The 25,820-nt window shown below is 70.0% G+C and carries 28 protein-coding genes and 1 tRNA gene; 15 read left to right on the plus strand and 14 right to left on the minus strand.

Features of this window, described 5'->3' with window-relative positions; genetic code table 11:
• Positions 1-111 precede the first annotated feature (111 nt).
• The 4 genes from AC4D2E_RS01325 to AC4D2E_RS01340 all read left to right on the plus strand — a co-directional run bounded on the left by AC4D2E_RS01325 (position 112) and on the right by AC4D2E_RS01340 (position 3,871).
• Positions 112-753: an ABC transporter permease gene (locus AC4D2E_RS01325; protein WP_104166840.1), complete on the plus strand. Its 642-nt coding sequence runs from the start codon at positions 112-114 to the stop codon at positions 751-753.
• Positions 746-2,041, plus strand: coding sequence for an ABC transporter ATP-binding protein (locus AC4D2E_RS01330; RefSeq protein WP_258069780.1), 1,296 nt, complete (start codon positions 746-748; stop codon positions 2,039-2,041). Before AC4D2E_RS01325 ends, AC4D2E_RS01330 begins: the two co-directional genes overlap by 8 nt.
• Before the next feature lie 115 nt (positions 2,042-2,156).
• Complete coding sequence (locus tag AC4D2E_RS01335) at positions 2,157-2,864, plus strand: ABC transporter permease (protein WP_104166836.1); 708 nt, start codon at positions 2,157-2,159, stop codon at positions 2,862-2,864.
• Positions 2,861-3,871, plus strand: coding sequence for a glycine betaine ABC transporter substrate-binding protein (locus AC4D2E_RS01340; protein ID WP_490951455.1), 1,011 nt, complete (start codon positions 2,861-2,863; stop codon positions 3,869-3,871). The genes AC4D2E_RS01335 and AC4D2E_RS01340 overlap by 4 nt, the downstream gene beginning before the upstream one ends.
• On the opposite strand, the gene AC4D2E_RS01345 is transcribed toward AC4D2E_RS01340, so the two are convergent.
• From AC4D2E_RS01345 to AC4D2E_RS01355, 3 genes are all read right to left on the minus strand, one after another.
• Complete coding sequence (locus AC4D2E_RS01345; protein ID WP_490909972.1) at positions 3,868-4,248, minus strand: hypothetical protein; 381 nt, start codon at positions 4,246-4,248, stop codon at positions 3,868-3,870. The genes AC4D2E_RS01340 and AC4D2E_RS01345 overlap by 4 nt on opposite strands.
• A 96-nt stretch (positions 4,249-4,344) precedes the next feature.
• Positions 4,345-5,355, minus strand: coding sequence for an adenosine deaminase (locus AC4D2E_RS01350; RefSeq protein WP_490909970.1), 1,011 nt, complete (start codon positions 5,353-5,355; stop codon positions 4,345-4,347).
• A gap of 152 nt (positions 5,356-5,507) precedes the next feature.
• Positions 5,508-6,350, minus strand: a complete 843-nt coding sequence (locus AC4D2E_RS01355) for a helix-turn-helix transcriptional regulator (RefSeq protein WP_490909969.1) — start codon at positions 6,348-6,350, stop codon at positions 5,508-5,510.
• A 101-nt stretch (positions 6,351-6,451) separates the two neighbouring features.
• Here AC4D2E_RS01355 and AC4D2E_RS01360 point away from each other — a divergent pair, with 101 nt between their 5' ends.
• Positions 6,452-7,423, plus strand: coding sequence for an SDR family NAD(P)-dependent oxidoreductase (locus AC4D2E_RS01360; RefSeq protein WP_490951456.1), 972 nt, complete (start codon positions 6,452-6,454; stop codon positions 7,421-7,423).
• A gap of 67 nt (positions 7,424-7,490) precedes the next feature.
• Here the strand turns inward: AC4D2E_RS01360 and AC4D2E_RS01365 are convergent, their stop codons facing one another.
• Both AC4D2E_RS01365 and AC4D2E_RS01370 read right to left on the minus strand, forming a co-directional pair.
• Complete coding sequence (locus AC4D2E_RS01365; RefSeq protein WP_104166517.1) at positions 7,491-8,978, minus strand: catalase; 1,488 nt, start codon at positions 8,976-8,978, stop codon at positions 7,491-7,493.
• 7 nt (positions 8,979-8,985) lie between these two features.
• On the minus strand, positions 8,986-9,465 hold the full coding sequence (locus AC4D2E_RS01370; RefSeq protein ID WP_104166834.1) for a Fur family transcriptional regulator: 480 nt from the start codon (positions 9,463-9,465) through the stop codon (positions 8,986-8,988).
• 95 nt (positions 9,466-9,560) lie between these two features.
• Here AC4D2E_RS01370 and AC4D2E_RS01375 point away from each other — a divergent pair, with 95 nt between their 5' ends.
• The 3 genes from AC4D2E_RS01375 (at position 9,561) to htpX (ending at position 12,617) form a co-directional block, all read left to right on the plus strand.
• On the plus strand, positions 9,561-10,265 hold the full coding sequence (locus tag AC4D2E_RS01375) for an esterase/lipase family protein (RefSeq protein WP_490909967.1): 705 nt from the start codon (positions 9,561-9,563) through the stop codon (positions 10,263-10,265).
• 65 nt (positions 10,266-10,330) lie between these two features.
• A complete protein-coding gene (locus AC4D2E_RS01380; protein WP_490951457.1) occupies positions 10,331-11,617 on the plus strand; it encodes an MFS transporter in 1,287 nt (428 codons plus the stop codon).
• 118 nt (positions 11,618-11,735) lie between these two features.
• Positions 11,736-12,617 (plus strand): zinc metalloprotease HtpX, encoded by an 882-nt coding sequence (htpX, locus tag AC4D2E_RS01385; RefSeq protein ID WP_104166511.1) that lies wholly within the window; start codon positions 11,736-11,738, stop codon positions 12,615-12,617.
• Positions 12,618-12,695: 78 nt separating this feature from the next.
• Here htpX and AC4D2E_RS01390 read toward each other — a convergent pair whose 3' ends face one another.
• Positions 12,696-13,184 (minus strand): YajQ family cyclic di-GMP-binding protein, encoded by a 489-nt coding sequence (locus tag AC4D2E_RS01390; RefSeq protein WP_043440455.1) that lies wholly within the window; start codon positions 13,182-13,184, stop codon positions 12,696-12,698.
• Positions 13,185-13,331: 147 nt separating this feature from the next.
• On the opposite strand from AC4D2E_RS01390, the gene AC4D2E_RS01395 reads away from it, so the two are divergent.
• The 3 genes from AC4D2E_RS01395 to AC4D2E_RS01405 all read left to right on the plus strand — a co-directional run bounded on the left by AC4D2E_RS01395 (position 13,332) and on the right by AC4D2E_RS01405 (position 15,092).
• Positions 13,332-13,709 (plus strand): hypothetical protein, encoded by a 378-nt coding sequence (locus AC4D2E_RS01395; RefSeq protein WP_490951458.1) that lies wholly within the window; start codon positions 13,332-13,334, stop codon positions 13,707-13,709.
• Positions 13,710-13,798: 89 nt separating this feature from the next.
• A tRNA-Tyr gene (locus AC4D2E_RS01400) sits at positions 13,799-13,880 on the plus strand.
• A 147-nt stretch (positions 13,881-14,027) separates the two neighbouring features.
• Positions 14,028-15,092 (plus strand): acyltransferase family protein, encoded by a 1,065-nt coding sequence (locus AC4D2E_RS01405; RefSeq protein WP_490909965.1) that lies wholly within the window; start codon positions 14,028-14,030, stop codon positions 15,090-15,092.
• On the opposite strand, the gene AC4D2E_RS01410 is transcribed toward AC4D2E_RS01405, so the two are convergent.
• Positions 15,007-15,540: a DUF6314 family protein gene (locus AC4D2E_RS01410; RefSeq protein WP_490951459.1), complete on the minus strand. Its 534-nt coding sequence runs from the start codon at positions 15,538-15,540 to the stop codon at positions 15,007-15,009. The genes AC4D2E_RS01405 and AC4D2E_RS01410 overlap by 86 nt on opposite strands.
• Positions 15,541-15,627: 87 nt before the next feature.
• Between AC4D2E_RS01410 and AC4D2E_RS01415 the strand changes: the two genes are divergently transcribed.
• The gene (locus tag AC4D2E_RS01415; protein WP_490951460.1) at positions 15,628-16,071 is read left to right on the plus strand and encodes a MarR family winged helix-turn-helix transcriptional regulator; all 444 of its coding nucleotides are present in this window, start codon (positions 15,628-15,630) and stop codon (positions 16,069-16,071) included.
• Between the two features lie 14 nt (positions 16,072-16,085).
• Here the strand turns inward: AC4D2E_RS01415 and AC4D2E_RS01420 are convergent, their stop codons facing one another.
• Complete coding sequence (locus AC4D2E_RS01420; RefSeq protein WP_490951461.1) at positions 16,086-16,520, minus strand: DUF1810 domain-containing protein; 435 nt, start codon at positions 16,518-16,520, stop codon at positions 16,086-16,088.
• Positions 16,521-16,605: 85 nt separating this feature from the next.
• On the opposite strand from AC4D2E_RS01420, the gene trxA reads away from it, so the two are divergent.
• Positions 16,606-16,995, plus strand: coding sequence for a thioredoxin (gene trxA / locus AC4D2E_RS01425; RefSeq protein ID WP_490909961.1), 390 nt, complete (start codon positions 16,606-16,608; stop codon positions 16,993-16,995).
• Positions 16,996-17,086: 91 nt separating this feature from the next.
• On the opposite strand, the gene AC4D2E_RS01430 is transcribed toward trxA, so the two are convergent.
• The 3 genes from AC4D2E_RS01430 to AC4D2E_RS01440 form a co-directional block, all read right to left on the minus strand.
• On the minus strand, positions 17,087-17,374 hold the full coding sequence (locus AC4D2E_RS01430; RefSeq protein WP_104166495.1) for a putative quinol monooxygenase: 288 nt from the start codon (positions 17,372-17,374) through the stop codon (positions 17,087-17,089).
• A 74-nt stretch (positions 17,375-17,448) separates the two neighbouring features.
• Entirely contained in the window at positions 17,449-18,423 is a 975-nt protein-coding gene (locus tag AC4D2E_RS01435) for a DNA-3-methyladenine glycosylase family protein (RefSeq protein WP_104166493.1), read from the minus strand.
• Between the two features lie 41 nt (positions 18,424-18,464).
• Positions 18,465-19,541, minus strand: a complete 1,077-nt coding sequence (locus AC4D2E_RS01440) for a tartrate dehydrogenase (protein ID WP_104166491.1) — start codon at positions 19,539-19,541, stop codon at positions 18,465-18,467.
• A gap of 177 nt (positions 19,542-19,718) precedes the next feature.
• Between AC4D2E_RS01440 and AC4D2E_RS01445 the strand changes: the two genes are divergently transcribed.
• On the plus strand, positions 19,719-21,095 hold the full coding sequence (locus AC4D2E_RS01445) for a cystathionine beta-synthase (RefSeq protein ID WP_490951462.1): 1,377 nt from the start codon (positions 19,719-19,721) through the stop codon (positions 21,093-21,095).
• A gap of 26 nt (positions 21,096-21,121) precedes the next feature.
• Positions 21,122-22,285, plus strand: a complete 1,164-nt coding sequence (locus tag AC4D2E_RS01450) for a cystathionine gamma-synthase (protein WP_490951463.1) — start codon at positions 21,122-21,124, stop codon at positions 22,283-22,285.
• A gap of 112 nt (positions 22,286-22,397) precedes the next feature.
• Here AC4D2E_RS01450 and AC4D2E_RS01455 read toward each other — a convergent pair whose 3' ends face one another.
• From AC4D2E_RS01455 to AC4D2E_RS01465, 3 genes are all read right to left on the minus strand, one after another.
• Positions 22,398-23,951 carry an LTA synthase family protein gene (locus AC4D2E_RS01455; RefSeq protein WP_490951464.1) on the minus strand — a complete coding sequence of 518 codons (1,554 nt, stop codon included), beginning with the start codon at positions 23,949-23,951 and terminating at the stop codon, positions 22,398-22,400.
• Between the two features lie 218 nt (positions 23,952-24,169).
• Positions 24,170-24,586 (minus strand): hypothetical protein, encoded by a 417-nt coding sequence (locus tag AC4D2E_RS01460; RefSeq protein ID WP_490951465.1) that lies wholly within the window; start codon positions 24,584-24,586, stop codon positions 24,170-24,172.
• A gap of 9 nt (positions 24,587-24,595) precedes the next feature.
• Entirely contained in the window at positions 24,596-25,795 is a 1,200-nt protein-coding gene (locus tag AC4D2E_RS01465) for an amidohydrolase (RefSeq protein WP_490951466.1), read from the minus strand.
• Positions 25,796-25,820 lie beyond the last annotated feature (25 nt).

The raw sequence follows: 25,820 nt of genomic DNA on the forward strand, positions 1-25,820 counted from the left end.
TCTCTTGCCCGCCCGTCCCCGATCTCCGGTACGGTTGAAAAAATAAGCCGGCTTACGGCTGCGCCCTGCGCTGGATCAGGGGCGCGGTGTGGGCGTGACGAGGAGGTGGACGTGCTCGACTACGTAGGCAGCAGGCTCGAGCAGATCCTGTTCGCCAGCTGGCAGCATTTCTCGCTCGTGGTCCAGTGCCTGGTGATCGCGACCGTCCTGGCCATCGCCGTCGCGGCGCTGGTCTACCGGAGTCCGGCCCTCACCGCCGTCGCGAACAGCGTCTCCGCGGTCGGCCTGACCATCCCGTCCTTCGCCCTCATCGGCCTCCTGATCGCCCCGTTCGGCTTCGGCGTCGCGCCGGCCGTCATCGTGGTGGTGTTCTTCGCCGTCCTGCCGATCCTGCGCAACGCGGTCGTGGGCCTGACGAGCGTGGACCGATCGATCATCGAATCCGCCCGGGGCGTGGGGCTGAGCCGCTTCCAGACCTTCCGCCGGATCGAGCTGCCCATGGCGTGGCCCGTCATCCTGGCCGGGGTGCGTGTCTCCGCCCAGATGGTCATGGGCATCGCCGCAATCACCGCGTACGTCCTCGGGCCCGGACTCGGCGGGTTCATCTTCACGGGCCTCGCCCGGCTCGGCGGCGCCAACGCCCTCGAATCCGTCGCCACCGGGATCATCGCCGTGGTGATCCTGGCCATGGTGCTCGATCTCCTTCTGGTCGGCCTCGGCCGGCTCACAATCCCGCGAGGTATCCGTGTCTGACAACATTCCCGCCACCCCCGCGTCCCCGGACGCCACGGCCGAGATCACCGGCGCGAGCATCCTGCTGGACAAGGTCAGCAAGCGGTACCCGGGCCAGGCCAAGGCGGCCGTCGACGGACTCACCATGGAGATCCCGGCCGGCAAGATCGTCATGCTGGTCGGCCCCTCGGGCTGCGGCAAGACCACCACGCTGAAGATGATCAACCGTTTGATCGAGCCCTCCGAGGGGCGGATCGTGCTCGACGGCGACGACGTCACGGCCATCGACGGCGATGCCCTGCGACGCCGCATCGGCTACGTCATCCAGGCCGGCGGCCTGTTCCCGCACATGACGGTCGCGACGAACATCGCCATCGTCCCGAAGATGCTCGGCTGGGGCAAGGAACGCGTGGCCGCCCGTGTCGACGAGCTCCTGGAGCTCGTCTCCCTCGACCCGGAGCAGTACCGCGACAGGTTCCCCCGGGAGCTCTCCGGCGGGCAGCAGCAGCGTGTGGGCGTCGCCCGCGCGCTTGCGGCGGATCCACCCGTGCTGCTCATGGACGAGCCGTTCGGCGCCGTGGACCCGATCACGCGGGTGCGCCTGCAGGACGAGCTCATCAGCATCCAGAAGGAGCTCCAGAAGACGATCGTCTGCGTCACCCACGACTTCGACGAAGCGGTGAAGCTCGGGGACTGGATCGCCATCTTCACGGAGGGCGCGCAGCTGGTGCAGTACGACACCCCGGCCCGGATCCTCGCCGAGCCCGCCAACGAGTTCGTGGAGAACTTCATCGGCGCCGGTGCCGGCCTGAAACAACTGACCCTGACGCGCGTCAACGAGGTGGCCCTGCGGTCCGCCGTGACCGCGTCCCCGGGCGATCTCGCCTCCGACGTACTCTCGCGCCTGGACCAGCAGGGTGACGACCACGCGGTCATCATCGACGGCCGGAACCGGCCGCTGCAGTGGCTGTCGAGGCGGCAGCTCGCCCGGCTCGAGCGGATCGGTGGCGACAGTGATCCGCGTCTTCCCCTCATCGGCGAACGTGCCACCCTGAACGACGCGCTCGACATCATGCTCGTCTCCAGTGTCGGCGCGGCGCTGGTCACCGGTGGACGTGACAGCTTCCGCGGCGTCGTCGACGTGGAGACCATCATGGTGGCGATGACCCAGGCGCACGCCCATGCGCGCACCTCCCACGCGGAGGGCAAGCCGGTCGGCATCAACACCGGCGCGCTCACCACGCAGCCGGACACCGGCGTCGAGCCCCAGCCCTTGCATCCGGCCGCCGGGGGTGGCGGAAGTGAGTGAGGGCTTCGGCGCTCCCGCCGCAGCCCAACGCCCGACGGCGGGTGCGGGCACCGCCCTCGTCCCGCGCGGTGCAGCCGATCCCCTCACCGTCAGCACCGGCCGCGGCTGGCGCCCCCTGCTCCTCCAGCTCGCCGGCATCCTCCTGGCGGGCGGTGCGCTGGCCGTCTGGCTGACGACGGCGCAACTCACCGAGACGGAACAGATCACCCTCAACCCGGCGTCCCTCCTCGGCTACACGCGGGAGCATCTGGCGCTGACGCTGCTGTCCGCCGCGATCGTGCTCCTGATCGCCATCCCGCTCGGTATCCTGCTGACGCGGAAGCCGCTCCGGCGGCTGGCCGGGCCCGTCCTCGCGGTCGTGAACATCGGCCAGTCCGCGCCGGCCATCGGGCTCGTCGTCCTGCTCGCCGCCTGGCTCGGCTTCGGCTTCCGTGCGGCGGTGACGGCGCTCGTGGTCTATGCGCTCCTGCCGGTCCTCCGGAACACCATGGTCGGCATCGGCCAGGTCGACGACCGGCTGGTCGAGGCCGGCCGGGGGATGGGCATGAGCGCCGCGGCGGTCCTCTTCCGCGTCGAACTCCCGCTCGCGGTGCCCATCATGCTCGCGGGCATCCGCACGGCGCTGGTGCTGCTCGTCGGGACCGCCGCGCTCTCCACGTTCATCAACGGCGGCGGGCTCGGCATCCTCATCACCACCGGGGTCAACCTCAACCTGTCGCGCGTCCTCGTGGCCGGTGCCGTGAGCGTCGCCCTTCTCGCGCTGCTCGTGGACTGGGTGGGGCGCGTCGTCGAACTCCTCGCCCGCCCGAAGGGACTCGCATGAGCCGGCGTCCCGGCCCCCTCAGCGTCCGGCTCCGCACCGGCATGGCGCTGACAGCCGCCGCCTCCGGCCTCCTCCTGGCCGGGTGCGGACTCGAGCCCGCCACGTCCTACGTCCCCGCCGCCGGTCCGGGCTCCATCCAGCCCATCGAGGGCGCCGACGACGCACCGCTCACCGTGACGTCCAAGAACTTCACGGAGCAGCTGATCCTCGGGAAGATCTCCGTCCTGGCGGCGCAGGCCGCGGGCTTCGATGTCACTGACCTGACCAACGCGCCCGGGTCGCAGCCGGCCCGGGACCTGATCCTCTCGGGTGAGGCAGACCTGACGTGGGAGTACACCGGTACGGCCTGGCTCGCCTTCCTGGGCGAGGAGGCCGGCATCGCCGACCAGCAGGAGCAGTGGACGGCGGTGCGGGACGCCGACGTCGCCAACGGGCTCGTCTGGGGCGGCCCGGCGCCGCTGAACAACACCTACGCCATGGCCGTGCGGACCGAGGCCATCCCGGAGCTCGGCGGGATCACCACGATGTCGGGGCTCGCCCAGCTGCCACCCGAGCAGCGGACGTTCTGCGTGGAGGCGGAGTTCAACTCCCGCGCCGACGGGATGACGCCCATGCTGCAGCACTACGGCCTCGAGCGCGGCACGGCGACCGGGGTCCCCGACGAGAACATCGGGATCTACGACACGGGGGCCATCTACGGGGCGACCGACACGGGAGCCTGCAACTTCGGCGAGGTCTTCGCGACGGACGGGCGCATCGAGGCCCTGGACCTGACCCTCCTCGAGGACGACCTCGGGTTCTTCCCGGCCTACAACGCAGCGCCGGTGTACTACGGGGAGACCCTCGAGGAGTTCCCGGAACTCCAGGACGTGTTCGACGCGATCACCCCGACGCTCACCGACGAGGCGCTGCGCGTCATGAACCTCCGCGTCGACGTCGAGGGCGAGGAACCCGCCGACGTCGCCTTCGACTTCATGGTGGACAACGGGTTCATCTCCAGGCCCTAGCGCGCCATTGCCGGGACGGGCCGTGGCCCGGACGCCGCGCCGATCGAGGACAGCCAGGCGCGGGCCTCCCCGCTCTCCGTGAAATAGCGGGTCCGGCTGCGCGACTGGGCGATGAACGCCGCGAGGACCCGGTCCACGGGGTCGCTGCCCGTCAGCCCGATCGGCCCCGCATGGTGGTAGGCGACGAGCATGCGGCGCGCCGGCGGCGTGATGTGCCGGACCAGGTTGAGGTGCACGAGCACCGGGGATGCGTGCCAGCGCGGGAAATGCGTGACCGTGTTCGCCAGGACGTCGAGCTCGGCCGGCCCGATCCCGATGCCGGGCCGCCAGAGGACCTCCAGGATGCCCGCGTCGTCGATGATCGTGAAGTCATCCACGATGGTGCCTCCCTCGGTCGGAACCTGCCGGCGCAGGCACTGTGAACTGAAGTCTCCCACGGGTGGCCGGGATCGGGGAACGATCGGCGTCCTCGCCTACCCGGCGCGCGTGACATGGGCGGACACCCGCCATTCCTCGATCTCCGCCAGCAGACCCCTGCGCCGGTCCTCCCCGACGAACGCCGACCGGACCGAGTTCGCGGCCAGCCGCGCGCGGTCGTCGATGCCCAGCCCGAACGCGTCGACCAGTGCCGCCACATTGTCGTCGAGATACCCACCGAAGTAGGCCGGATCGTCCGAATGCACGGAGACGTTCAGGCCCCGCGCGAGCATCTCCGGCAGGGGATGAGCGCCGATGGCGTCGACGGCCCGCAGCCGCACGTTCGAGAGCGGGCAGACCGTGAGCGGTACCTGCTCGGCGACGAGCCGCTCGACGAGCGCCTCGTCCTCGAGGCAGCGGATCCCGTGATCCAGCCGGTCCACCGCCAGGAGATCGAGCGCCTCCCGGATGTAGGCGGGCGGGCCTTCCTCGCCCGCGTGCGCGACGCACTTCAGGCCGGCGTCCCGGGCGACGTCGTACACCTCCCGGAAGAGCGACGGCGGGTAGCCCACCTCCGCCGAGTCCAGGCCGATCCCGACGATGGGCGCGTCCATCGCGAGGAGGTCGCGCAGCACCACGAGCGCCTCCGCCGCCGGACGGTCCCGCAGGAAGGCGGCGATCAGGGACGTGCTGATGCCGAGGTCGGCCTCGCTCGTGGACAGGGCCGCCGCCACACCGTTGACGCACGTCGCGAGGGAGACGCCGCGGACCAGGTGCGCCTGCGGATCCATCGTGATCTCCGCGTGGCGGACGCCGGCAGCGGCCGCCCGGCGCAGATACGCACGGGTCATGTCGGCGAAGTCCTCCTCCGTCCGCAGCACGTCCATGTTCGCGTAGTAGAGGTCCAGAAAGGACTGCAGATCCGTGAACGCGTACCGCGCCGCGAGGTCTGCGGGGTCGGCGTAGGGCAGGGTGATCCCGTTCCGCGCCGCGAGCGCGAAGATGAGCTCAGGTTCCAGGGTCCCCTCGATGTGGAGGTGCAGTTCGGCGCAGGGCGGTGGCGGCATTGCCCCAGCCTAGGAGGCACGGACCGCGGGCCGCCAGACACAAGGGTGCTCCGACGGCCGGGGCGATCCGTATGAGCGGAGCGGGACCACCGGGCGCGGACCGTGCCTCGCGGCGTCGGTCCACCCGACCACCCGGTGATGACACCGGAGGATCAGCCCCCGGCCGACTCCTGCACGCTCCAGCTCGCGAGGAAAGGCAACTTGCGGGCGGTCTCGGACTCCGGCTGCGCCGTATAGACGACGAGCACCTGATCGACACCCCGGGGTGGCACGACCGTCTCGACGTCGAAGGAAAGGTCGCCCACGATCGGGTGGAGGATCCGCTTGGCGGCGGATGCGTAGTCCTGCACGCCGTGATCGGCCCACCACCGCTCCGCATCGGCATCCCGCGAGCGGAGCTCGTCGATGAGCGCGACCAGTCGGTGGTCATCAGGATGGCGGCCCAGCTCACCGCGCAGGGCCGCTATCGACGCCGCCGCGAAATGCTCCCAGTTGACGATGCGCTCACGGGCCAGCGGGTCGAAGAACATGAACCGGGCGAAGGACGACGACGGCCGCAGGCCGGTGAGGACGGCGGCGAGGAGCGTGTTGGTGGCGAGAACGTCGCCGCGTCGGCCGAGGACCAGCGCCGGCATGTGGTCCAGCACGGACATCAGGCGCAGCAACCCGGGATCGGCCTGCTGGGCCGCCGGCGTCGACCGCCGCGGGCGGTTCGGCGGGTCGGCCAACGCGAGCAGGTGGTCGCGTTCGACGTCGTCGAGCCGGAGCGCCGTCGCGAGCCCCTCGAGGACGCTGCGGGAGACGTTCGCCTGCCGTCCCTGCTCCAGCCTGCTGTAGTAGTCGGAACTCACACCGGCCAGTACGGCGAGCTCTTCCTTCCTCAGCCCGGGTACGCGCCGCGGACCGGGGAAGGCGCGCAGGCCGACGTCGGCGGGGGTCAGGCTGTCGCGGCGGGAGCGCAGGAACGCTCCGAGCTGGGTGCGGTCTGCGGGCATCTCCCCACTCTAGGAGGTGGCGTCGCCCGCATCGTGGTTTTGTCGTACCCCGGTCCGGTACGGTCTGGTTCCCCTGCTACGCGGCGTATAGAACTGGGAGCATGACGACCGGACCGGCATCAACCCCCTCTGCCCCGCACACCTCACCCTTCGGGGCGGACAGCACGGCCCTGGAAGTGATCGAAGGCATCGACCTCCGCGGCCGCACCGCCGTCGTCACCGGCGGCTCCTCGGGCATCGGCGCCGAGACCGCGCGGGCGCTCGCCCACGCGGGCGTCGCGGTGACCCTCGCCGTCCGGGACGTTCAGGCGGGCCAGCGCGCCGCTGCGGACATCCGGCGCGGCAGTCCCGGTGCCACCGTGGACGTCCGGGGCCTGGATCTTGCGGACCCGGGCTCGGTGCGCCGCTTCACCGGCGAGTGGACCGGGCCGCTCCATCTGCTCGTCAACAACGCCGGGGTCATGATGACGCCGGAGCTGCGGACGCCGCAGGGCTGGGAGCTGCAGTTCGCAACGAACCACCTGGGCCACTTCGCCCTCGCCACGGGACTCCGCCCCGCACTCGCGGCAGCCGGCGGTGCGCGCATCGTGTCCGTGAGCTCCAGCGGCCACGGAAACTCCGACATCGTGTACGACGACCTGTTCTTCGACCGTCATCCGTACGACGCGGGGCACGCCTACGGGCAGTCCAAGACCGCGAACGTGCTCTTCGCGGTCGAGGCGACCGGACGCTGGGCGGACGACGGCATCACCGCGAACGCCGTCATGCCGGGTGGGGTGTGGACCGGGCTCCAGCGCCACTGGGACCCCGCGGTGCTCGCCGCGACGAAGGAGCAGGTCGCGGCGCTCGGCCTCACCGTCAAGACGCCGGCGCAGGGCGCCGCCACCTCGGTGTTCGCCGCGGTGTCCCCGCTGCTCGACGGGGTCGGCGGGCTGTACCTCGAGGACTGCCATGAGGCGGATGTCGTGCCGGCGATCGTCGACGGGCTCCACGGTGTCCGGGACTACGCCCTGGACCCGGTCAGCGCCCGGAGGCTGTGGGAGGTATCGCTCGCGCTCCTGGCAAGCTCGTGACCCTGGGAACGCAGAAGGAGGGCGGGCCCGAACGGGTCCGCCCTCCTCGTGCTTCGTGCCGGAGCGCCTAGTAGAGCGCGGCTTCCGACTCGGTGGCCGGCGTGTCGCCGCTGCCGAGATTCGCTGCGAGCTTCGCGCCGAGCTCGGCGTCGACGTTGGCCCAGTACTGGATGGCCCGCGCGCGGATCTCGTCGCTCTGCACGCCGCCCACGGCGCCGGTGATGGTCTCGAGGAAGCGGGCACGCTGAGCGTCGTCGAACACCTCGCGGTAGAGCGTCCCGGCCTGGCCGAAGTCGTCGTCCTCGGCGTGCAGCGAGTGCGCTGCGCGGACGAGGTCGCCGTCGTTCTCCCAGCCGCCGTGCTCACCGTACTGCGCCGGATCGGCGGCGGGTCCGCCGACCGAGTTCGGCGCGTAGACCGGGGTGGAGGCCGCATTGAAGTGGTAGCGCGCCGCGCCGTCCTTCGAGTAGTTGCGCACCTCGTTCTTCGGCATGTTCACGGGCAGCTGCGCGTGGTTGGTGCCCACCCGGTAGCGGTGCGCGTCGGCATAGGAGAAGATGCGCGCCTGCAGCATGCGGTCCGGACTCGCGGCGATGCCGGGCACGAAGTTCGACGGCGCGAACGTGGCCTGCTCGATCTGCGCGAAGTAGTTCTCCGGGTTGCGGTTGAGTGTGAGTCTGCCGACCGGGATCAGCGGGTAGTCGCCCTGCGGCCACACCTTCGTGAGATCGAACGGGTTGAAGCGGTACGTCTTCGCGTCGTCGTACGGCATGATCTGGACCTTGAGGTCCCAGCTCGGGTGATTGCCCTTGGCGATGTTCTCCGAGAGGTCGCGCAGGTGGTGGTCGGCGTCCGACCCGGCGAGCGCCTCGGCCTCGTCGACCGTCAGGACCTCGTGGCCCTGGTTGGACTTGAAGTGGTACTTGACCCAGAACTTCTCGTTCAGTTCGTTGATCCACATGTAGGTGTGGGAGCCGTAGCCGTTCATGGTGCGCCACGAGTTCGGCAGGCCACGATCGCCCATCAGCCACGTCACCTGGTGCGCGGATTCGGGGCTGAGGGTCCAGAAGTCCCACTGCATGTCGGCATCACGCAGGTTGGTGCCGGGCAGGCGCTTCTGCGAGTGGATGAAGTCGGGGAACTTGATGCCGTCGCGGATGAAGAAGACCGGGGTGTTGTTGCCCACGAGGTCGTAGTTGCCCTCGGAGGTGTAGAACTTCAGGGCGAAGCCGCGCGGGTCCCGCCAGGTGTCGGGGGAACCCTGCTCGCCGGCCACGGAGGAGAAGCGCAGAAGGGTCTCCGTCGTCGTGCCCTTCTGGAAGAGCGCGGCGCGGGTGTACATGCTGACGTCCTCGGTGGTCTCGAAGACACCGAAGGCTCCGCCGCCCTTGGCGTGGACCACGCGCTCGGGGACGCGCTCGCGGTTGAACTGCGCCAGCTTCTCGATGAGGTAGTGGTCGGTGAGCGGGATGACGCCATCGCGGCCGAGGGCGGACGAGTTGCTGTCATCGATGACGGGGGCGCCGGACTGCGTGGTGCTGAAGTTCGCGGACATAGTGCTCCTATTCCTGGTGGTGGGACTGATGGTGGTGTGGGGCTGCCGGGCGGCAGTCGTCGCAGAGTCCCTGGTAGAGGACCTCGGCGATCTGGATGGTCATCCGGGAGGCACCGGGCGACCATTCGGGGGTGAGGCAGGGGGCGTGCCCTACGGCGCAGTCCACGTCCTCGATCCGCCCGCATCCGGTGCAGACGGCGTGGTGGTGGTTGTCGTCCACGCGTGTCTCGTAGCGGGCGGGGGAGTGGGGGGTCTCGATGCGGCGCAGCAGGCCGATGGCGGTCAGATCCGCCAGGATCACGTACACGGACTGCACGGTGATCTGGGGCAGTTCGGCGCGGACCGCGCCCGCGGTGTCGTCGGCGGTGGCATGCGGCGACTGCTCGACGGCGGCGAGGACGGCGAGGCGCTGGCGCGTCACCCGACGCTGGTGCGCGTGCAGGGCAGCGGACCACCGGGCCTCGCGGGTCGCACTCCTCGTCTGCATCATTGCTTCAGTGAACCAGTAAATCTGAATTTGTCATAATAGGCTGCCGCGAACTTCTCCACCACGCGGCCCGTGCAGTCGGTACCGTTGACAGGATGAACCTTTTTGCGCGCGGCTGGGCCTGGGCGCTGGACTACGCCTACGTGGGCTTCTGGCAGGTCCAGGGCTTCCTCTTCCGGGCGGACCCCACGCAGTACCGGACACCCGCCCCCGGATCGCCGGAGGGCAAGGCCGCCGTCCTGCTCCTTCCCGGCATCTATGAGACCTGGCAGTTCATGCGGCCGATCGCCCACCACCTGCACCGGGCCGGGCACGCGGTGCACGTGGTACAGAAGCTGGGGTACAACCGCGGCACGGTGGCGGCCATGGCGCAGCTCGCCGCCGGCTACCTCGAGGAGCACGAGCTCACCGACGTCGTCGTCGTCGCGCACAGCAAGGGCGGCCTGATCGGCAAGTTCCTGATGACCATGTCCAGCGCCGCACCGCGGGTCACCCGCCTGGTGGCCGTGAACACGCCCTTCTCCGGGTCCGTCTACGCGAACTTCTTCCTCCTGCCGAGCATCAGGGCGTTCTCGCCCGGCAATCCCACCCTGCAGTCCCTCCGGGAGAACCTCGGTCTGAACCGACACATCACCTCGATCTACGGGCGGTTCGATCCGCACATCCCCGGCGGCAGCTTCGTGGAGGGCGCCCGCAACGTGCAGCTCGAGACGATGGGGCACTTTCGGCCCATCGCGGACCGCCGCGTCCTGCGGGAGATCGATCGGGCGATCGCGGCGGAGGACACCGGCACCGCCTGAGCACCACCTCCTCGGCGCGCCGCAACCGTTGCCGGAGCGAATCAATCCGCCGCTAGACTTTCCCCGTGCCCAGACTCCTCGCCGACATCACCCCCCTGAAGGAGAGCCCGGCCTTCCGCAGGCTGTACATCGGCACGGCGCTCTCGGCGATCGGCACGCAGCTCACCATCGTGGCCGTGAGCCTGCAGATCTACTCCCTCACGCAGTCCACCCTCAGCGTCGGCCTGCTCAGCCTGTTCGCCCTCGTGCCCCTCGTGGTGGCGGGCCTCTACGGCGGCGCGATCGCCGACGCCCAGGACCGCCGCACGGTCGCGCTGCTCTCGGGGCTGGCGCTGTGGGCCACCACCGCGGCCATCGCGCTGCAGGCGTGGATCGGTGTGGACAGCGTGGGGCTGCTCTATGCCCTGATCGCGATCCAGTCGGGTGCGGCCGGCATCAACCAGCCCACGCGGAGCTCCATCATCCCGCGCCTGGTCCGGCCGGCGCTGCTGCCCGCTGCCAACGCCCTGAGCATGATCACCTTCGGCCTGGCCTTCACGGTGGGTCCGCTGCTCGCAGGCGTCCTCGTGGCGCAGGTGGGCTACGCCTGGACGTACACGGTCGACGTCGTCACCTTCACCTTCGCGCTCTGGGCCGTCTACCGGCTCCCGCCGCTGCCGCCCGAGGGTCCCACGCGGCGGGCAGGCCTCGCGACCGTGCTCGAGGGGTTCCGCTTCCTCGGCACACGGCCGAACATCCGCATGACTTTCATCCTGGACCTCATCGCCATGATCACGGCACAGCCGAGAGCACTGCTGCCGGCCGTCGGCGCTGTGCTCATCGGCGGTGGTGAGCTGACCGTCGGCATCCTGCTGGCCTCTGGCGCGTTCGGCTCGGTGCTCGCCGGGCTGTTCTCCGGCCCGCTCGGCCACATCCACAGGCAGGGCCAGGCGGTCATCTGGTCGATCGTCGGATGGGGTGCGTCCGTGGCGGGTTTCGGGCTCGTCGTCGTCATGGCCACCGCGACCGGTCAGCCCGCGGCGGGCGAGGGCGCGATCTCCGTGTGGGTTCTCCCCGCGGCGGCCTGCCTCGTGCTCGCCGGCATCGCCGACTCCGTCAGCAGTGTCTTCCGCAACACGATCCTCCAGTCGGCGACGCCGGACGCGATGCGCGGGCGCCTCCAGGGAGTGTTCATCGTCGTCGTCGCCGGCGGACCGCGCCTCGGCGACATGGTGGCCGGTGGTCAGGCGGCATGGCTCGGGGAGGGCTGGACCGCCGTCGTCGGGGGGATCGCGTGCGCCGTGCTGGTGCTCGCGGTCGCACGCTGGCAGCCCCGGTTCGCGCAGTACGATGCGCGCCGTCCCGAGCCCTGACGAGCCGGAGGCTCCCTGCCGGCTCGCAGCGCCGGCCCGTACGATGAACGGAACAGGCCGCCCGGCACCCGCGTTGTACCGATCACCGCCACGGCCTCCACAGCGCAAGGAGAGTGCAGTGCACAACCACTTCAACGGTGCCAAGACGGCGTTGCTGTTCGGTGCCCTGATGGGGATCTTCCTCGTCTTCGGTGCGGTCATCGCCGGGGCGACCGGGAGCTCCATGTTCATCTGGCTGTTCGCCCTGCTCGGCGTCGGGTCGATCGCCTACAGCTACTGGAACAGCGACAAGATCGCGATCCGCAGCATGGGCGCCGTCGAGGTGACGGAGCAGCAGCAGCCCGCCATGTACCGGATCGTCCGGGAGCTCAGCACGCGGGCCAACAAGCCCATGCCGCGCCTCTACGTGTCGCCGACCATGGCCCCGAACGCCTTCGCGACCGGCCGCAATCCGGAGAACGCCGCGGTGTGCTGCACGCAGGGCATCCTGCGGCTGCTGGACGAGCGTGAACTGCGCGGCGTCCTGGGGCACGAGCTGATGCACGTCTACAACCGCGACATCCTCACCGGGTCCATCGCGGCCGCCGTCGCAGGGGTCATCACGTCCGTGGCGCAGATGTTCGCCTTCGCCGGCATCATGGGCGGCAACCGCAACCAGGGCGGCAACCCCATCGCGGCGCTGCTGCTCGCCTTCCTCGCGCCGCTCGCCGCAGGGCTCATCCAGACCGCGATCGGCCGCACCCGGGAGTACGACGCCGACGAGGACGGCGCCGCCCTGACCGACGACCCGCTGGCCCTCGCCTCGGCGCTGCGCAAGCTCGAGAGCGGTACCCAGCGGGCCCCCTTGCCGCAGGACCAGCGCCTCGTCAACACCTCCCACCTGATGATCGCGAATCCGTTCAAGGGAGCCGGCGTGGGCAAGCTCTTCGCGACCCACCCCCCGATGGACCAGCGCATCGCCCGCCTCGAGGGCATGGCGGGCCGCCCGCTCGGCCGGTAAGGCCGGAACGGACGACGGCGGCCCCACCTTCCGCAGGTGGGGCCGCCGTCGTCCGTGCTGGTCGTGTGAGTGGCGCGGTCAGCGCATGTTCACGAACTGGAGGTCTGCCTCGTCGAAGTTCTTGAGCAGGGCCATGGTGGCCTGCAGGTCGTCACGCGACTTGGAGCTGACGCGCAGCTCGTCACCCTGGATCTGGGACTTGACGCCCTTGGGGCCCTCGTCGCGGATCAGCTTGTTGATCTTCTTCGCGAGGTCCTGGGCGATGCCCTCCTTGATGGAGGTCTCGAGGCGGTACTCCTTGCCCGAGGGGAAGGGCTCTCCGGTGTCGAGGGACTTCAGTGAGATGCCGCGCTTGATCATCTTGGACTGCAGGACGTCGAGCACCGCGAGGACGCGCTCCTCCGAGTTCGCCTTCATGAGGATCTTCTCGCCGCTGAAGTCCACCTCCGCGCCGACCCCCTTGAAGTCGTACCGCTGGGCGATCTCCTTCTGCGCCTGGTTCAGCGCGTTGGCGACCTCCTGCTTGTCCACTTTGCTTACGACGTCGAACGTGGATTCACTCGCCACGATGCCTCCTCGGGGTGGTTGGGTTCCTTGCCCTCAAGCCTATCTGCAACCCCTGCGCTTCACAGCGGGTGCTCAGGCGTCGTCGGGGGCAAGCACACGGTCGGCTGGCAGGGTGGTGCCGAGCAGACACACCGAAGGAGGACCGCCATGACCGGGACACGACGCCGCCGCTACCGCGTCCGGCTCCGCCGGGCCGTCGCCGGGTCATTCCTCGCGGCGGCCTCGGCGGCGTCGCTGGCCGGGTTGACCGCGGCGCCGGCGCTCGCCGCCCCGCCGGCGGTGATCGCCCCCTCGGACAGCACGCGCAGTGATGCATCCGATCTCCTCCCCGGGGTGCACCTCGGGGAGGCCGGTGTCGCGTCGTGGGGTGCTGCCGCGGCCGGGGTCACGGTTCCGTCCGCGCAGGAGCGATTGGCAGGAGTGCGGGCGGACCTCGACACCGCCGTCCTGCTGCGCCTGGTCACACCGGAGCAGGCCTCCGGTTTCTACGCGCAGATCGAGCGCCGGGTGGCCGCGGGCCTGTAGCGTCCCGGGCCGATTCGTCTCCGGGGCGGTTTGTGGGTAAAGTTGTCTTGCCCGCGCTTGCTGCGGGCGGTCTTCCTGTGAAGACGTTCGGCAGATTACCCGAGCGGCCAAAGGGGGCTGACTGTAAATCAGCTGGCAACGCCTACGGGGGTTCGAATCCCTCATCTGCCACAGCAAGGAAGGGCCCGCTCCATCGGAGCGGGCCCTTCGCCGTTGACGCTCAAATCCCGGCGCTGCACACGCTCCCGGGCACCGCCCCAGCACGGATCCGTGTCCGTAGCAATCCCCCCGGGCCGGTTCGACGAACTCCCTGTACGCATGCCTACAGTTGAGGCTCGACGGCGGGGGACCACGATCAGCACCACACAGACTCGGATCGGATGGCTGGACAGCCTCCGCGGCGCCGCCATCCTCCTCGTCGTCCTGCTCCACGCGGGCGAGGCCCTTCGGATGGCGGTGGGTCCGACGCCCGGGCTCGACCAGGTGAACCTCTTCCTCGAGCCCTTCCGCATGCCGGTGCTGATGTTCCTGTCCGGCATCCTGCTTCCGCGGTCGGTGGCCAAGCCGGCTCGCACCTACTTCGCCGGCAAGGTCTCCCTGGTGGCGTGGCCGTACCTGCTGTGGTCGCTGATCATCCTGACCGCGACCGGAGGCCTCGGTGTGGGCGCCCTCGCGCAGATCGCCTATCTCTCGCCGACCTACCTCTGGTACCTGTGGTTCATCCTCGTCTTCTATGCCGCGGCCTACCCGCTGCGCCGCGTCCCCCCGCTGGCGGTCGCCGGTGCAAGCCTCGCCGCGTCGGTCGTGCTGCCCGACGGCGGCCGTCCCGGGACGTTGACGTTCCTCGCGGCGTTCTTCTTCTTCGGCGCGTGGTGCGCTCAGCATGCGGGGATGGTGGAGCGGGCCATCGGCAGGCCCTGGGTGCTGGCGCTGGCAGGGGTCTCGGCGGTCACGGTGGGCGTGCTCGCCGCGGCCGGCAGGGATGTGCTCTACCGGGGGGAGTTCGCCTGGGGCGTGGTGGGTGCGCTCGGCGTCGTGTGCTGGCTCTTCCCGCGGCTCGGCACCCATCGCGCGACGGCGGCCCTCGAGTTCGTGGGGCGCTACTCCATCGTCTTCTACGTGGTCCATCTCGGGCCCATCATGGGCGTGCTCGCCCTCGCGGACGCCGTCGGGATTGCCGGGACGTGGCTGCTGCCGGTGCTCCTGGTGGTGGGAGTGGGGATCCCGGCCGGACTCGCCCGGGTGTACTCCCTGCGGGAGCACGCGTCGGTGAACCTGCTGTTCGAGCTGCCCGCGCTCAAGCGCCGTCCGCAGGCGGCCGCGCCGGACGGCCCGCGCTCCCGGGACTCCCGGGCGGGCCGGATGCCTGGACCCGGCGCCTGAGCGTGGTGGTCAGCAGGAGGTCCTTCGCCGGTCCGGTCACGTCCCAGGAGTACCGCACCATGTGGTGTGACGGCACCGCGAAGTCCACCCGGTAGGTGTCGGGGGAGCAGAGGTGGTCGTCGCGCGCCGTTCCCCGGCTCAGGTCGAGGCGGCACAGCGTGCGTCCGTCGACGAACTGCACGGTCATCGTCGTGCCGTCGGCCACGACCCGGTACGAGCGGGAGGCGGGTCCCTGGAAATGGGGCCAGGTGGCCGTACCCTGCTCGTCCCAGCGCAGGCCGCCGTCATCGGGGGTGAAGGTCGTGGTGCCGGTGAAGATGCCCGTCGCGCCGCCCGCCCGGTCCAGCATGGTGCGCTCCGTCGCCCACGTTCCGGCCAGGAACGGGATCGGATCGTGGACCGGAACCGGTCCGGCGGGCATCGCGGCCATCGGCGCATCCTCCTGCATGGTTCCTCCGTGTCGACCCCACGCTAACGCGGCACCGGCCGGGCCGCACCTTGCCGAGGACCCGGGAGAATGTTAGGCTGCCTAACTATGAGCCCCGACCCTCCGGACCCGCAGCTGCTGGACCTCGCGCAGTCCTTCCGCACCACGCTGCGTCACACCGTCTTCCTGAGCCGCTCCATGGACAACGACGGGGACATCACCGCCATGCAGATGAGCACCCTCGGCATGGCGGCCGACGCCCCGCTCCGGGTGAGCCGGGTCGCAGCGAATCTCGGCATCCGGGTTCCCTCTGCCACCGAGCAGATCATCAAGCTCGAGCAGGCCGGCCTCGTCAGCCGCCAGCCGGACCCGACCGACTCGCGCGCCGTCCTGGTGAAGCTCACCGCCCAGGGGCGTGCCGCGTGGGAGGAGGCCGGCCGGCGCCGCAACGCGCGCGTGGCAGCCCTGCTCGCACGCCTCGACGACGGGGAACGGGTTACCCTCGCCGCCGCTCTGCCGGTCATCCAGAAGATCAACCACACCCTCGGATAGGGGGCACCACGGCGTCAGCCGGCGAGGATCGAGACGGTCTCCTGGTCCTCCACGCCCCCGTAGTAGCGGTCCAGCACTGCCTGGAACCACGGTTCCTGGGGTGCGGCCCGGTTGAAGAGCGTCATGGAGGACTGCAGCTTGCGGGCGTCGATCCCGCCGAGCACGGCCACGGGATCGCTGCCGTCCAGGGTGAGGAGGGCGTGGGTGCTCTCCATCAGTCGGGGTCCGAGCACCGGGTGCGACAGGTAGGCCTGTGCCTCCTCGAGCGAGGTGACGGCATACCGGACCGCCGTCGGACTGCTCCCGAGCCCCGCGATCTGGGGGAAGACGAACCACATCCAGTGGCTCGTCTTGCGTCCCCGGTTCAGCTCGGCCAGCGCCTGCGCGTAGGTGCCCTGGGCATCCTGCACCTCGACGAATCGCGCCAGGTCGTAGGGGTCGTCGGTCACTGAGGCCTCCGGGAGGGATGGTGGGGATTCTTCATCGGTAGCGAACACGCCTGACACGGGTGCCGGCGGTCGCTAGCGTTGAAGGATGTCGACAATCAATATCACTGAGGCAAGCTTCCCAGAAACCATCGAGGGCAACGACATCGTGTTCGTCGACTTCTGGGCCGACTGGTGTGGTCCGTGCAAGCAGTTCGCCCCCGTGTACGACGCCGTGTCCCAGCAGCACGAGGACGTCACCTTCGCGAAGGTGGACACCGAGGCCGAGCAGTCGCTCGCTGCGGCCGCGGGCATCACGTCCATCCCCACGCTGATGGCGTTCCGCGAGAAGGTGCTCGTCTTCTCGCAGCCGGGCGCCCTGAACGCGACCCAGTTCGGCGAACTCGTCGACGCCGTCAAGGGCCTGGACATGAAGGCCGTGCACGAGCAGATCGCCCAGCAGCAGGCCGAGGCGTCCCCGGCCGCCGACACCCAGTAGTCGCTCCGACGAACCGGGAAGCCCCGCACTCCTTCGAGTGCGGGGCTTCCTTCGTCCATCGGAGCTGGTTCTGGTGCGCGCGGGTGCCCGGTCAGGCCTGATCCGAGCGCACGACCTCCACGGGCCGGGCCAGCAGGGCGCTCAGGGATTCGCCGAGATCCTGGACGGCGGGACCTCGCAGGTGCTGGTCGAGGAGTTCGGTGGACTCCCACTGCTCGGTGAGGACGATGCGGTCCTCCCGGGCATCCGTGATCTCGTAGCGGATGCAGCCGGGCTCCTCCACCACCTGTTCGATGGCGATGCCGAGGGCGAGCTCCACACGGAAGAACTCGCCGTCGAGCGGGGTGAATACTGCGGTGACGTCTACGGGCTGGCTCATCCTCCAACCCTAGCGGTGGCCCGCCTGTGGGCCGCATCGTTGCGTGCCGGCCTCTTCGGCGCTCCGCACCCGCGTCAGCGCCGGCGGTGGTCCTCGGGCGAGAGCCTCGGCCCGAACGTCGGTTTGCGGAACCCGCTGGCGTAGAGCGAGCGCACCACGCGCTGGCGCTGGCCCTTCCACGGCTTCAGGAGTTCGATCATGCCGGCGTCGTCGGTGCGCCGGCCGGTGAGCGCCGCACCCACGTAGGCGGCGAGGTGGTAGTCGCCCACCGAGATGGAATCGGGGCAGCCGTGCGTCCGCTGCACCACTTCGGCCACCGTCCAGACACCGATCCCCGAGATGGACCGGAGCCCTGTGCGGACGGCGTCGCCTCCCGGCAGGGACGCGAGGCGTTCCAGGCCGGTCGCGACGAGGGCGGCCTTGAGGACGGTGGACGAGCGCTGGGCGTCGACGCCGGCCCGGTGCCAGTCCCAGGAGGGGACCCGGCGCCACTGCTCGGCCGTCGGCGGGAGGCGGAGTGCGGCCGGCGCGACGCCCCCGGCCCCCGGGGCGGCGTCCCCGTAGCGGACGAGCAGGTAGCGCCAGGCGCGCTTGGCCTCGATGCCGGTGACCCTCTGCTCGAGGACGGCCCGCGCGACCGTGTCGAGCATGCGGCCCGACGACGGCAGGCGCAGCCCGGGACTGAGGTACCGGCCCTTGCGGGCGAGGTCGGGCAGCGTGGCGCGGAATTCGGACGCGTCGAACGCGCTCCAGTCGTCGTCGGCGCCGAGCAGGCGGGGGACGGACGCGAGAGCGCGGGCCGCCCCGGGCCCCCAGGCGGTCGCCTGGACGCGGCTGTCGTTCAGCGACCCGCGCTGGCGCAGGGCCAGCGTGACCGGTCCGTCTGCGGTCCGGAACGCGAGCCAGTGATCGGTGCCCTGCACGATGAACGACGGGTCGTGCGGCCCGCACTGCAGGGTGCCGATCGTCCTGGCCAGGCTGTACGGGCCGTCGGGCACCCACTCCGTGGCCTCGGCACCCGAGGGCAGCACGACGGGAGCAAGGGTCATGCGTCAATCGTCCCACGGGGCCCGGACGGTCGCACCCGCGCTCAGCCCGCGATGGTGCGCGTGATCGTGTCCCCGAGCGACGCCGTCGTGCCGGTTCCGCCCAGGTCCGGCGTGAGCGTGTCCCCGCCCGCGGCGAGCACCGACTCGATCGCGGAGAGGATGCACGCCGCGGCGTCCGCCTCGCCGAGGTGCTCGAGCATCATCGAGGCGCTCCAGATCTGGCCCACCGGGTTGGCGATACCCCGGCCCGCGATATCGGGGGCCGAGCCGTGCACCGGTTCGAAGAGGCTGGGAAACGTGCGGTCCGGGTTGATGTTGCCGCTGGGGGCGACGCCGATCGTCCCGGTGCAGGCCGGCCCGAGATCGGAGAGGATGTCGCCGAAGAGGTTGCTGGCCACGACGACGTCGAACCAGTCCGGGTGCAGCACGAAGTTCGCACAGAGGATGTCGATGTGGAACTTGTCCACGCGGACGTCCCCGTAGTCCGCCGCCATCGCCTCCACCCGCTCGTCCCAGTAGGGCATGGTGATCGAGATGCCGTTGCTCTTCGTCGCCGACGTCAGGTGCTTCTTCCCGCGCCGCTGCGCGAGCTCGAACGCGTACCGGAGGATCCGGTCCACGCCCGTGCGGGTCATCACGGTGTCCTGGATGACGGTCTCGCGGTCCGTCCCCTCGAACATCCGGCCGCCCACGCTCGAATACTCGCCCTCGGTGTTCTCGCGGACCACGTAGAAATCGACGTCGCCCGGCTTCCGCCCCGCGAGGGGACTGGTGATCCCCGGCAGGAGGCGGACGGGGCGCAGGTTCACGTACTGGTCGAAGTGGCGCCGGAACTGCAGCAGGCTGCCCCACAGGGAGACGTGGTCGGGGACGACGTCGGGCCAGCCGACCGCGCCGAAGAAGATGGCGTCGAAGGTGCGCAGCTCCTCGAACCAGTCGTCGGGGAGCATCTGCCCGTGCGCCACGTAGTACTCGGCGCTGGCGTAATCGAACTCCACGGCGTCGATGGTGAAGCCGAACCTGTCCGCGGCGGCCCGGAGTGCCCTCAGCCCTTCCGGTACGACCTCCTTGCCGATGCCGTCCCCTGCGATCACCGCGATCCTGTACGTCCTGGTCATCTCCGGGTCTCCTTCGTCGGCGCGATCCTGTCCCTCCCACCCTAGGCTCGGGTGCCGGGCAGCCCCAGTCCGGGGACGGTGGCAGGTGACGTCGGCGCGGCGGCCGGTGACGTCACGACGTCCTGCGGCGTAACAGCGGCGCGAACGTTGGGGCAGCCAGCCGGTAGCGTTGTCGTCATGAAGTACGCCAATTCCATCGTTGACCTGATCGGCAACACCCCGCTGGTCAAGCTCAACTCCGTCACCGACGGCATCAAAGCAACCGTCCTCGCGAAGGTCGAATACCTCAACCCCGGCGGGTCGGTGAAAGACCGCATCGCGGCGAAGATCATCGACGCCGCGGAGGCCGAGGGCAGGATCAAGCCCGGCGGCACCATCGTCGAACCGACCTCCGGCAACACCGGCGTCGGTCTCGCCCTCGTCGCCCAGCAGCGAGGCTACAAGTGCGTGTTCGTGGTCCCCGACAAGGTGGGCGAGGACAAGCGCAACGTCCTGAAGGCATACGGCGCGGAGGTCGTGGTCACGCCCACCGCCGTGGCACCCGACAGCCCGCAGTCCTACTACGGCGTCTCCGACCGCCTGGTCCGCGAGATCCCCGGCGCGTACAAGCCGGACCAGTTCTCCAACCCCAACGGTCCGCTCAGCCACTACGAGACCACCGGGCCCGAGATCTGGAACGACACCGACGGCACCGTGACGCACTTCGTCACCGGCGTCGGCACCGGCGGGACCATCACCGGCACGGGCCGGTACCTCAAGGAGGTCTCCGCCGACCGCGAGGGCGGACCCGTCCGCATCATCGGCGCGGACCCGGACGGCTCCATCTACTCCGGCGGAACCGGCCGGCCGTACTTCGTCGAGGGCGTCGGCGAGGACATGTGGCCGGACTCCTACGACCCTGCCGTGCCGGACGAGATCCACGGCGTCACCGACGCCGAGAGCTTCGAGATGACCCGGCGCCTCGCCCGCGAGGAGGGCCTGCTGGTCGGCGGGTCCTGCGGCATGGCCGTGGTCGCGGCGCTGCGCGTCGCGAAGGACCTGACCGAGGACGACGTCGTCGTGGTCCTCCTGCCCGACGGCGGCCGCGGCTACCTCGGCAAGATCTTCAACGACGACTGGATGAGGTCCCACGGCTTCATGGACAGCGGCGAGGACACGAGCGTGGGCGAGGTGCTGCGCGCGAAGAGCGGCGCCCTGCCGGACCTCGTGCACACGCACCCCACCGAGACGGTCCGCGATGTCATCTCGATCATGGGTGAGTACGGCGTGTCCAGCATCCCCGTGCTGTCGCAGGAGCCGCCGGTCAAGATGGGCGAGGTCGTGGGATCGATCGACGAGCGGTCCCTGACGGCGAAGATCTTCCACGGCGAGGCGAAGCTGACGGACGAGGTCTCCCAGCACATGGACGCGAAGCTGCCCCTCATCGGGTCCCTCGAATCCGTGGAGGCGGCCCGTGAGAGGCTCCAGGACAGCGACACGCTCATGGTGACCTTCATCGGCTCGCCGGTGGGAATTCTTACGCGCCACGACTTGCTGACATACATGAGCAAGTGACCCCCTCCCCGAACTCCAGGAGCATCGTGACGCACTCTGACGCCCAGGGCTTCAACACCCGGGCCATCCACGCAGGCCAGACCCCCGATCCGACCACCGGAGCGGTGATCCCGCCCCTGTACCAGACCACCACGTTCGCGCAGGACGGCATCGGCCAGCTGCGCAACGGCTACGAGTACGGCCGCGGCACCAACCCCACCCGGGACGCGCTGCAGGTCCAGATCGCGGCGCTGGAAGGGGGAAGGCACGCCTTCAGCTTCTCCTCGGGCCTCGCCGCCGAGGACGCCCTCATCCGTGCCGCGCTGCGTCCGGGTGACCACATCGTGCTCGGCAACGACGCCTACGGCGGCACCTACCGCCTGATCGACCGCGTCCTGTCCGAGTGGGGCATCACGAACACGGCCGTGGACATGGCGGACGGCGCTGCCGTCCAGGCGGCCATCACCGCGAACAACACGAAGATGGTCTGGGTCGAGACGCCGTCGAACCCGATGATGAAGATCACCGACATCGCCGCCACGGCCCAGCTCGCGCACGAGGCCGGCGCCCTGCTCGTCGTCGACAACACGTTCGCCTCCCCGTACCTGCAGCAGCCGCTCGCATTCGGGGCCGACGTCGTCGTGCACTCGACCACCAAGTACATCGGCGGGCACTCCGACGCCAGTGGCGGGGCGGTCGTCGTGAACGACGACGCGCTCGCCGAGAAGGTCGGGTTCGTGCAGTTCGCGGTCGGTGCCGTGTCCGCGCCGATGGAGGCCTGGCTGACCACGCGCGGCCTCAAGACCCTCGGCGTCCGGATGGACCGCCACTCCTCGAACGCGACGGCGATCGCCCGCTGGCTGCAGCAGCAGGACGAGGTGGAACGCGTGTTCTACCCCGGTCTGCCCGAGCACCCCGGCCACGACCTCGCCGCGGCCCAGATGAAGGACTTCGGCGGCATGATCTCCGTGACATTCAAGGGCGGGGCGGAGGCTGCGAAGAAGGTGGCCGAGTCGACGCACGTGTTCATCCTCGCGGAGTCCCTCGGCGGCATCGAGTCACTCATGAACTACCCGAGCGACATGACGCACGCCTCCGTGAAGGGCACCGAGCTGGCCGTGCCCGAGAACCTCATCCGGCTGTCGGTCGGCATCGAGGACCTCGAGGACCTGATCGGCGACCTCGAGCAGGCCATCGCAGCCCTCCGGTAGCCCCTCGGTCGAAAGGGCCCCTTCTGCGGAAGGGGCCCTTTCGTCCGTCCGGGGAGCGGCCCTGCGCGCTCGTCTGGCGCCGGTGCTGTCGGGTCCGGTGGGTCCGGCGACGTCACCGGGGCGACGGAGCGGCCGCCCAGGCGTCCGCGTAGAAGTCCGCGGAGCGCGAGTCCAGCAGATCCGCATAGCGCCCCGGCTCCATGGCCTGCGCCGACCCGTCCGGGACCGCCGGGGCGAAGGCGGACACCCCGAGCCCCGCCTGCCGGTCCTTCAGGGTCAGGCCGGCTGCTTCCAGAAGGGTCGGGTACATGTTCAGCTGGTCCACGCCGGGGCGGAGCGCAGCGTCCTTCGTTGCGTCAGGGATCCAGATCCGGTTGAAGATGGTGCGGTCGGGATGGTCGTCCAGCTGCTCGTGGAAGGCGTCTCCGGCGTTCATGTGCTTGAGGTGGTCACCCATGATCACCACGGCGGTGTCCTCGAGGTAGCCCTTCTCCTCCAGGTAGTCCACGAAGCCGGCCACCTCGGTCATGGAGCAGGCGAACACGGACGTCACCTCGTTCTGCGTGTCCACGGGACAGTAGTCGTAGACGTGCACCGGCTCGTGGGTGTCCAGGGTCAGGATGGAGAGGTTGAAAGGCTGACGCGTCTTCTCCGCCTCGGCGTGGAGCGCGTCGACCTCCTCCCTGGCACGGGCCAGGAGGCGCTGATCGCTCAGGCCCCAGTCGCTGCGGAAGCTCGTCGCCGGTTCGCCGGCTGCGCGCCAGTCGGCGAGATCCTTCACCTCGGAGTAGCCATGGCTGGCGAGGAACGTGTCCTTCGCCGCGAAGGAGGCATTGGCGCCGCCCATGAACACGCTCGTGTAGCCGTGATCGTCCAGGACATCGCCCAGGCAGGTCGTCCCGCCCAGGTAGGTGTCGACGTCGTTGCCGAGCTCGTTGGTGGTACCGCTGCTCGCCGCGGGGCCGCCGCCCTTCAGGGGGATGCCGCACTGGGTCGAGGCGAGGCCCGCCATGGTCCAGCCTCCACCCCTGTACTGCTGGAGGCCGTCGATGCTCTGCCAGCCGTCCGTGTCCCTGGTGGCGTCCTTCAGGGGAGCGAACGCATCCTTCTCGAAGAGCCGGTCGTCAGCAAGGGTGGCTTCGCCCGATTCCAGGTAGATCAGCACCAGGTTGCGCTTCCGCTCATCGCTGGTGACGATCGGCCCCACGTGGTACTCGCCGAGGTCGTACTCGGACTTCCCCGCCTCGATGTAGTCGCCCATCCCGACGGCGCTCCCGAAGGCGGTGGTGCCGCCGATCATCACCGCAGCCACCAGGACCGTGGAGACGGCTCGCCCGATCCACGGTGAACGCCGAGGGCGGGCGTCGTCGTCATCGCGGAGGCGCCTGCGGCGGGAGCGCTGCCACAGCGCGATGCCGACGGTGATGACGAGGGGCAGGACGCCGACGCCGAGGTGGCCCATCCAGACGATGGGTCCGCCCCCACCGTCGGTCTCCACGGAGACGAGGTTGAGGAGCATCTGGTTGACGGAGATATGACCCCAGAGGAAGCGGATGCCGGCGGCGGCGATGAGCAGCGCGATCCCGGCCCAGAGCATGGAGTAGAGCAGCACACGCCCCACGGCGGCGCCGACCCGTCGGGTCACGTGAAGATTCGGGTCAGACATGCGCCACCTCGCGTTTCAGATGCCCGCGTGTTCGCCGTACACCCTTGACATTGCACCCGTTCTCGGGTTCAGAAGATCCTAGTATCGCCACGCTACCTGTTCAACAGCGGTTCACCCGGTGGTGGTGCACCGTTCACATGGTTTTGCCAGCTTCGACGACCCGGCGCGGCGGCCGGACAGGGTGTGGCTACCGGAACGCCATGGCGACCGGGCTGCGGTCAGCGGGAACCCGGCAGCCGGAGGCGTTTCTTCGCCCTCGGCTGCGTGAGCTGGAAGTAGTCGCTGCTCTGCGGCAGCCACATGAGCAGCACGGCGACGAGCATCGCCCCCGCGATCAGCGACAGTCCGGGTGTCCCGCGGACCACGATCGGCACGCCCGCGATGATGCCGATGGTGCTCAGCAGCTCGCGGGCGCTCCTCCTGCCCCGGCGCAGCGGGAGCAGGAGGAGCAACTGCAGCACGGCGAGTGCCCCGAACAGTGCGCCGAGGCCGATGAAACCGGCGCGGTCGCCGTCCTGCACAGCGGACGACGCGAGAAAGGTACCGGCAGCGATGAGCAGCAGGACCGCGTTCACGAGCCACAGCAGGACGGCGGCACGCAGGGTGAACGGCCGGGGTGGCAGGGGCGTCGCCACGGGTGGTCCTCAGCCCCGCGGCGCGACGGTGCCGGTATGTGTCCCGGTGTCGTAGGAGTAGACCTCCGTGCCGCCGATCCAGACCTGCAGGGCGCGCTGCATGACATCGAGCGGATCCCCGCTCCACAGCACGAGGTCCGCGTCCTTGCCGACGGCGAGCGAGCCGAGACGGTCGGCCAGCCCGAGGACCTTCGCCGGATTGATCGTGATGGAGCGCAGGGCCGTCTCGCGGTCGAGGCCCTCCTTGATGGCCAGCGTCGCCTGGTGCACGAGGAAGTTGATCGGGATGACCGGGTGGTCGGTGATGATCGAGATCTCGACGCCGGCCTTCGCCAGCTTGCCCGGATTGGCGATCGAACGGCCGCGCAGTTCCACCTTGGACTTCGTGGTGAACAGGGGGCCGATCAGCACGGGGGTCCCGCGCTCCGCCAGGATGTCGCCGAGCAGGTGCGCCTCGGTGCCGTGGTCCAGCACGAGGTCGTACCCGAACTCGTCGGCGATGCGGAGCGCCGTGGCGATGTCGTCGGCCCGGTGGGCGTGCTGGCGCCACGGGATCTCGCGCCGCAGCACCATGGCGAGCGCCTCGAGGTGCGGGTCGCGTGCGTTCTCGTCGGCCTTGCCCATGTAGTTCTGGGCCTTCATGAACGCTTCGCGGATGATGAGCGCGGTGCCGAGGCGCGTCGACGGCGTCTTGTCCTTGCCGCCGTACACGCGCTTGGGGTTCTCGCCCAGCGCCGACTTCAGGCCGCTGGGGGAGCGCAGCACCATCTCCTCGAGGTACCGGCCGTGCGTGTGGAGGGCGACGGCGAGCCCTCCGATCGGGTTGCCGGACCCCGGGTTCACGTTCACGGTGGTCACGCCGCCCGCAAGGGCGTCGTCGAATCCCGGGTCGAAGGGGTTGATGGCATCGATCGCGCGGACGCCGGCGGTGTTCGGGTTGGTCATCTCGTTGGTGTCGTCGCCCGCGGAACCCTCACCCTCCTCGTGCGTCCCGAGGTGCACGTGGGCGTCGACGAAGCCGGGCAGCAGCCACTTGCCGGCCGCGTCGACGACGGCCGCGCCGTCGGGTACGGCGACGGACGCGCCGAGGGCCGTGATGCGGCCGTCCTCGACGACGACGGTGCCGTCGAAGGGCTCGCCGTCGATCGGGACGACGTGGGCGTTCGTGATGGCGGTGACGGGGGCGGTGTTTCCGCTGGAGTGCGACATCGGCGTGAGACCTTTCACAGGGGGT

This window comes from Arthrobacter sp. TJ-265 (assembly GCF_058269135.1).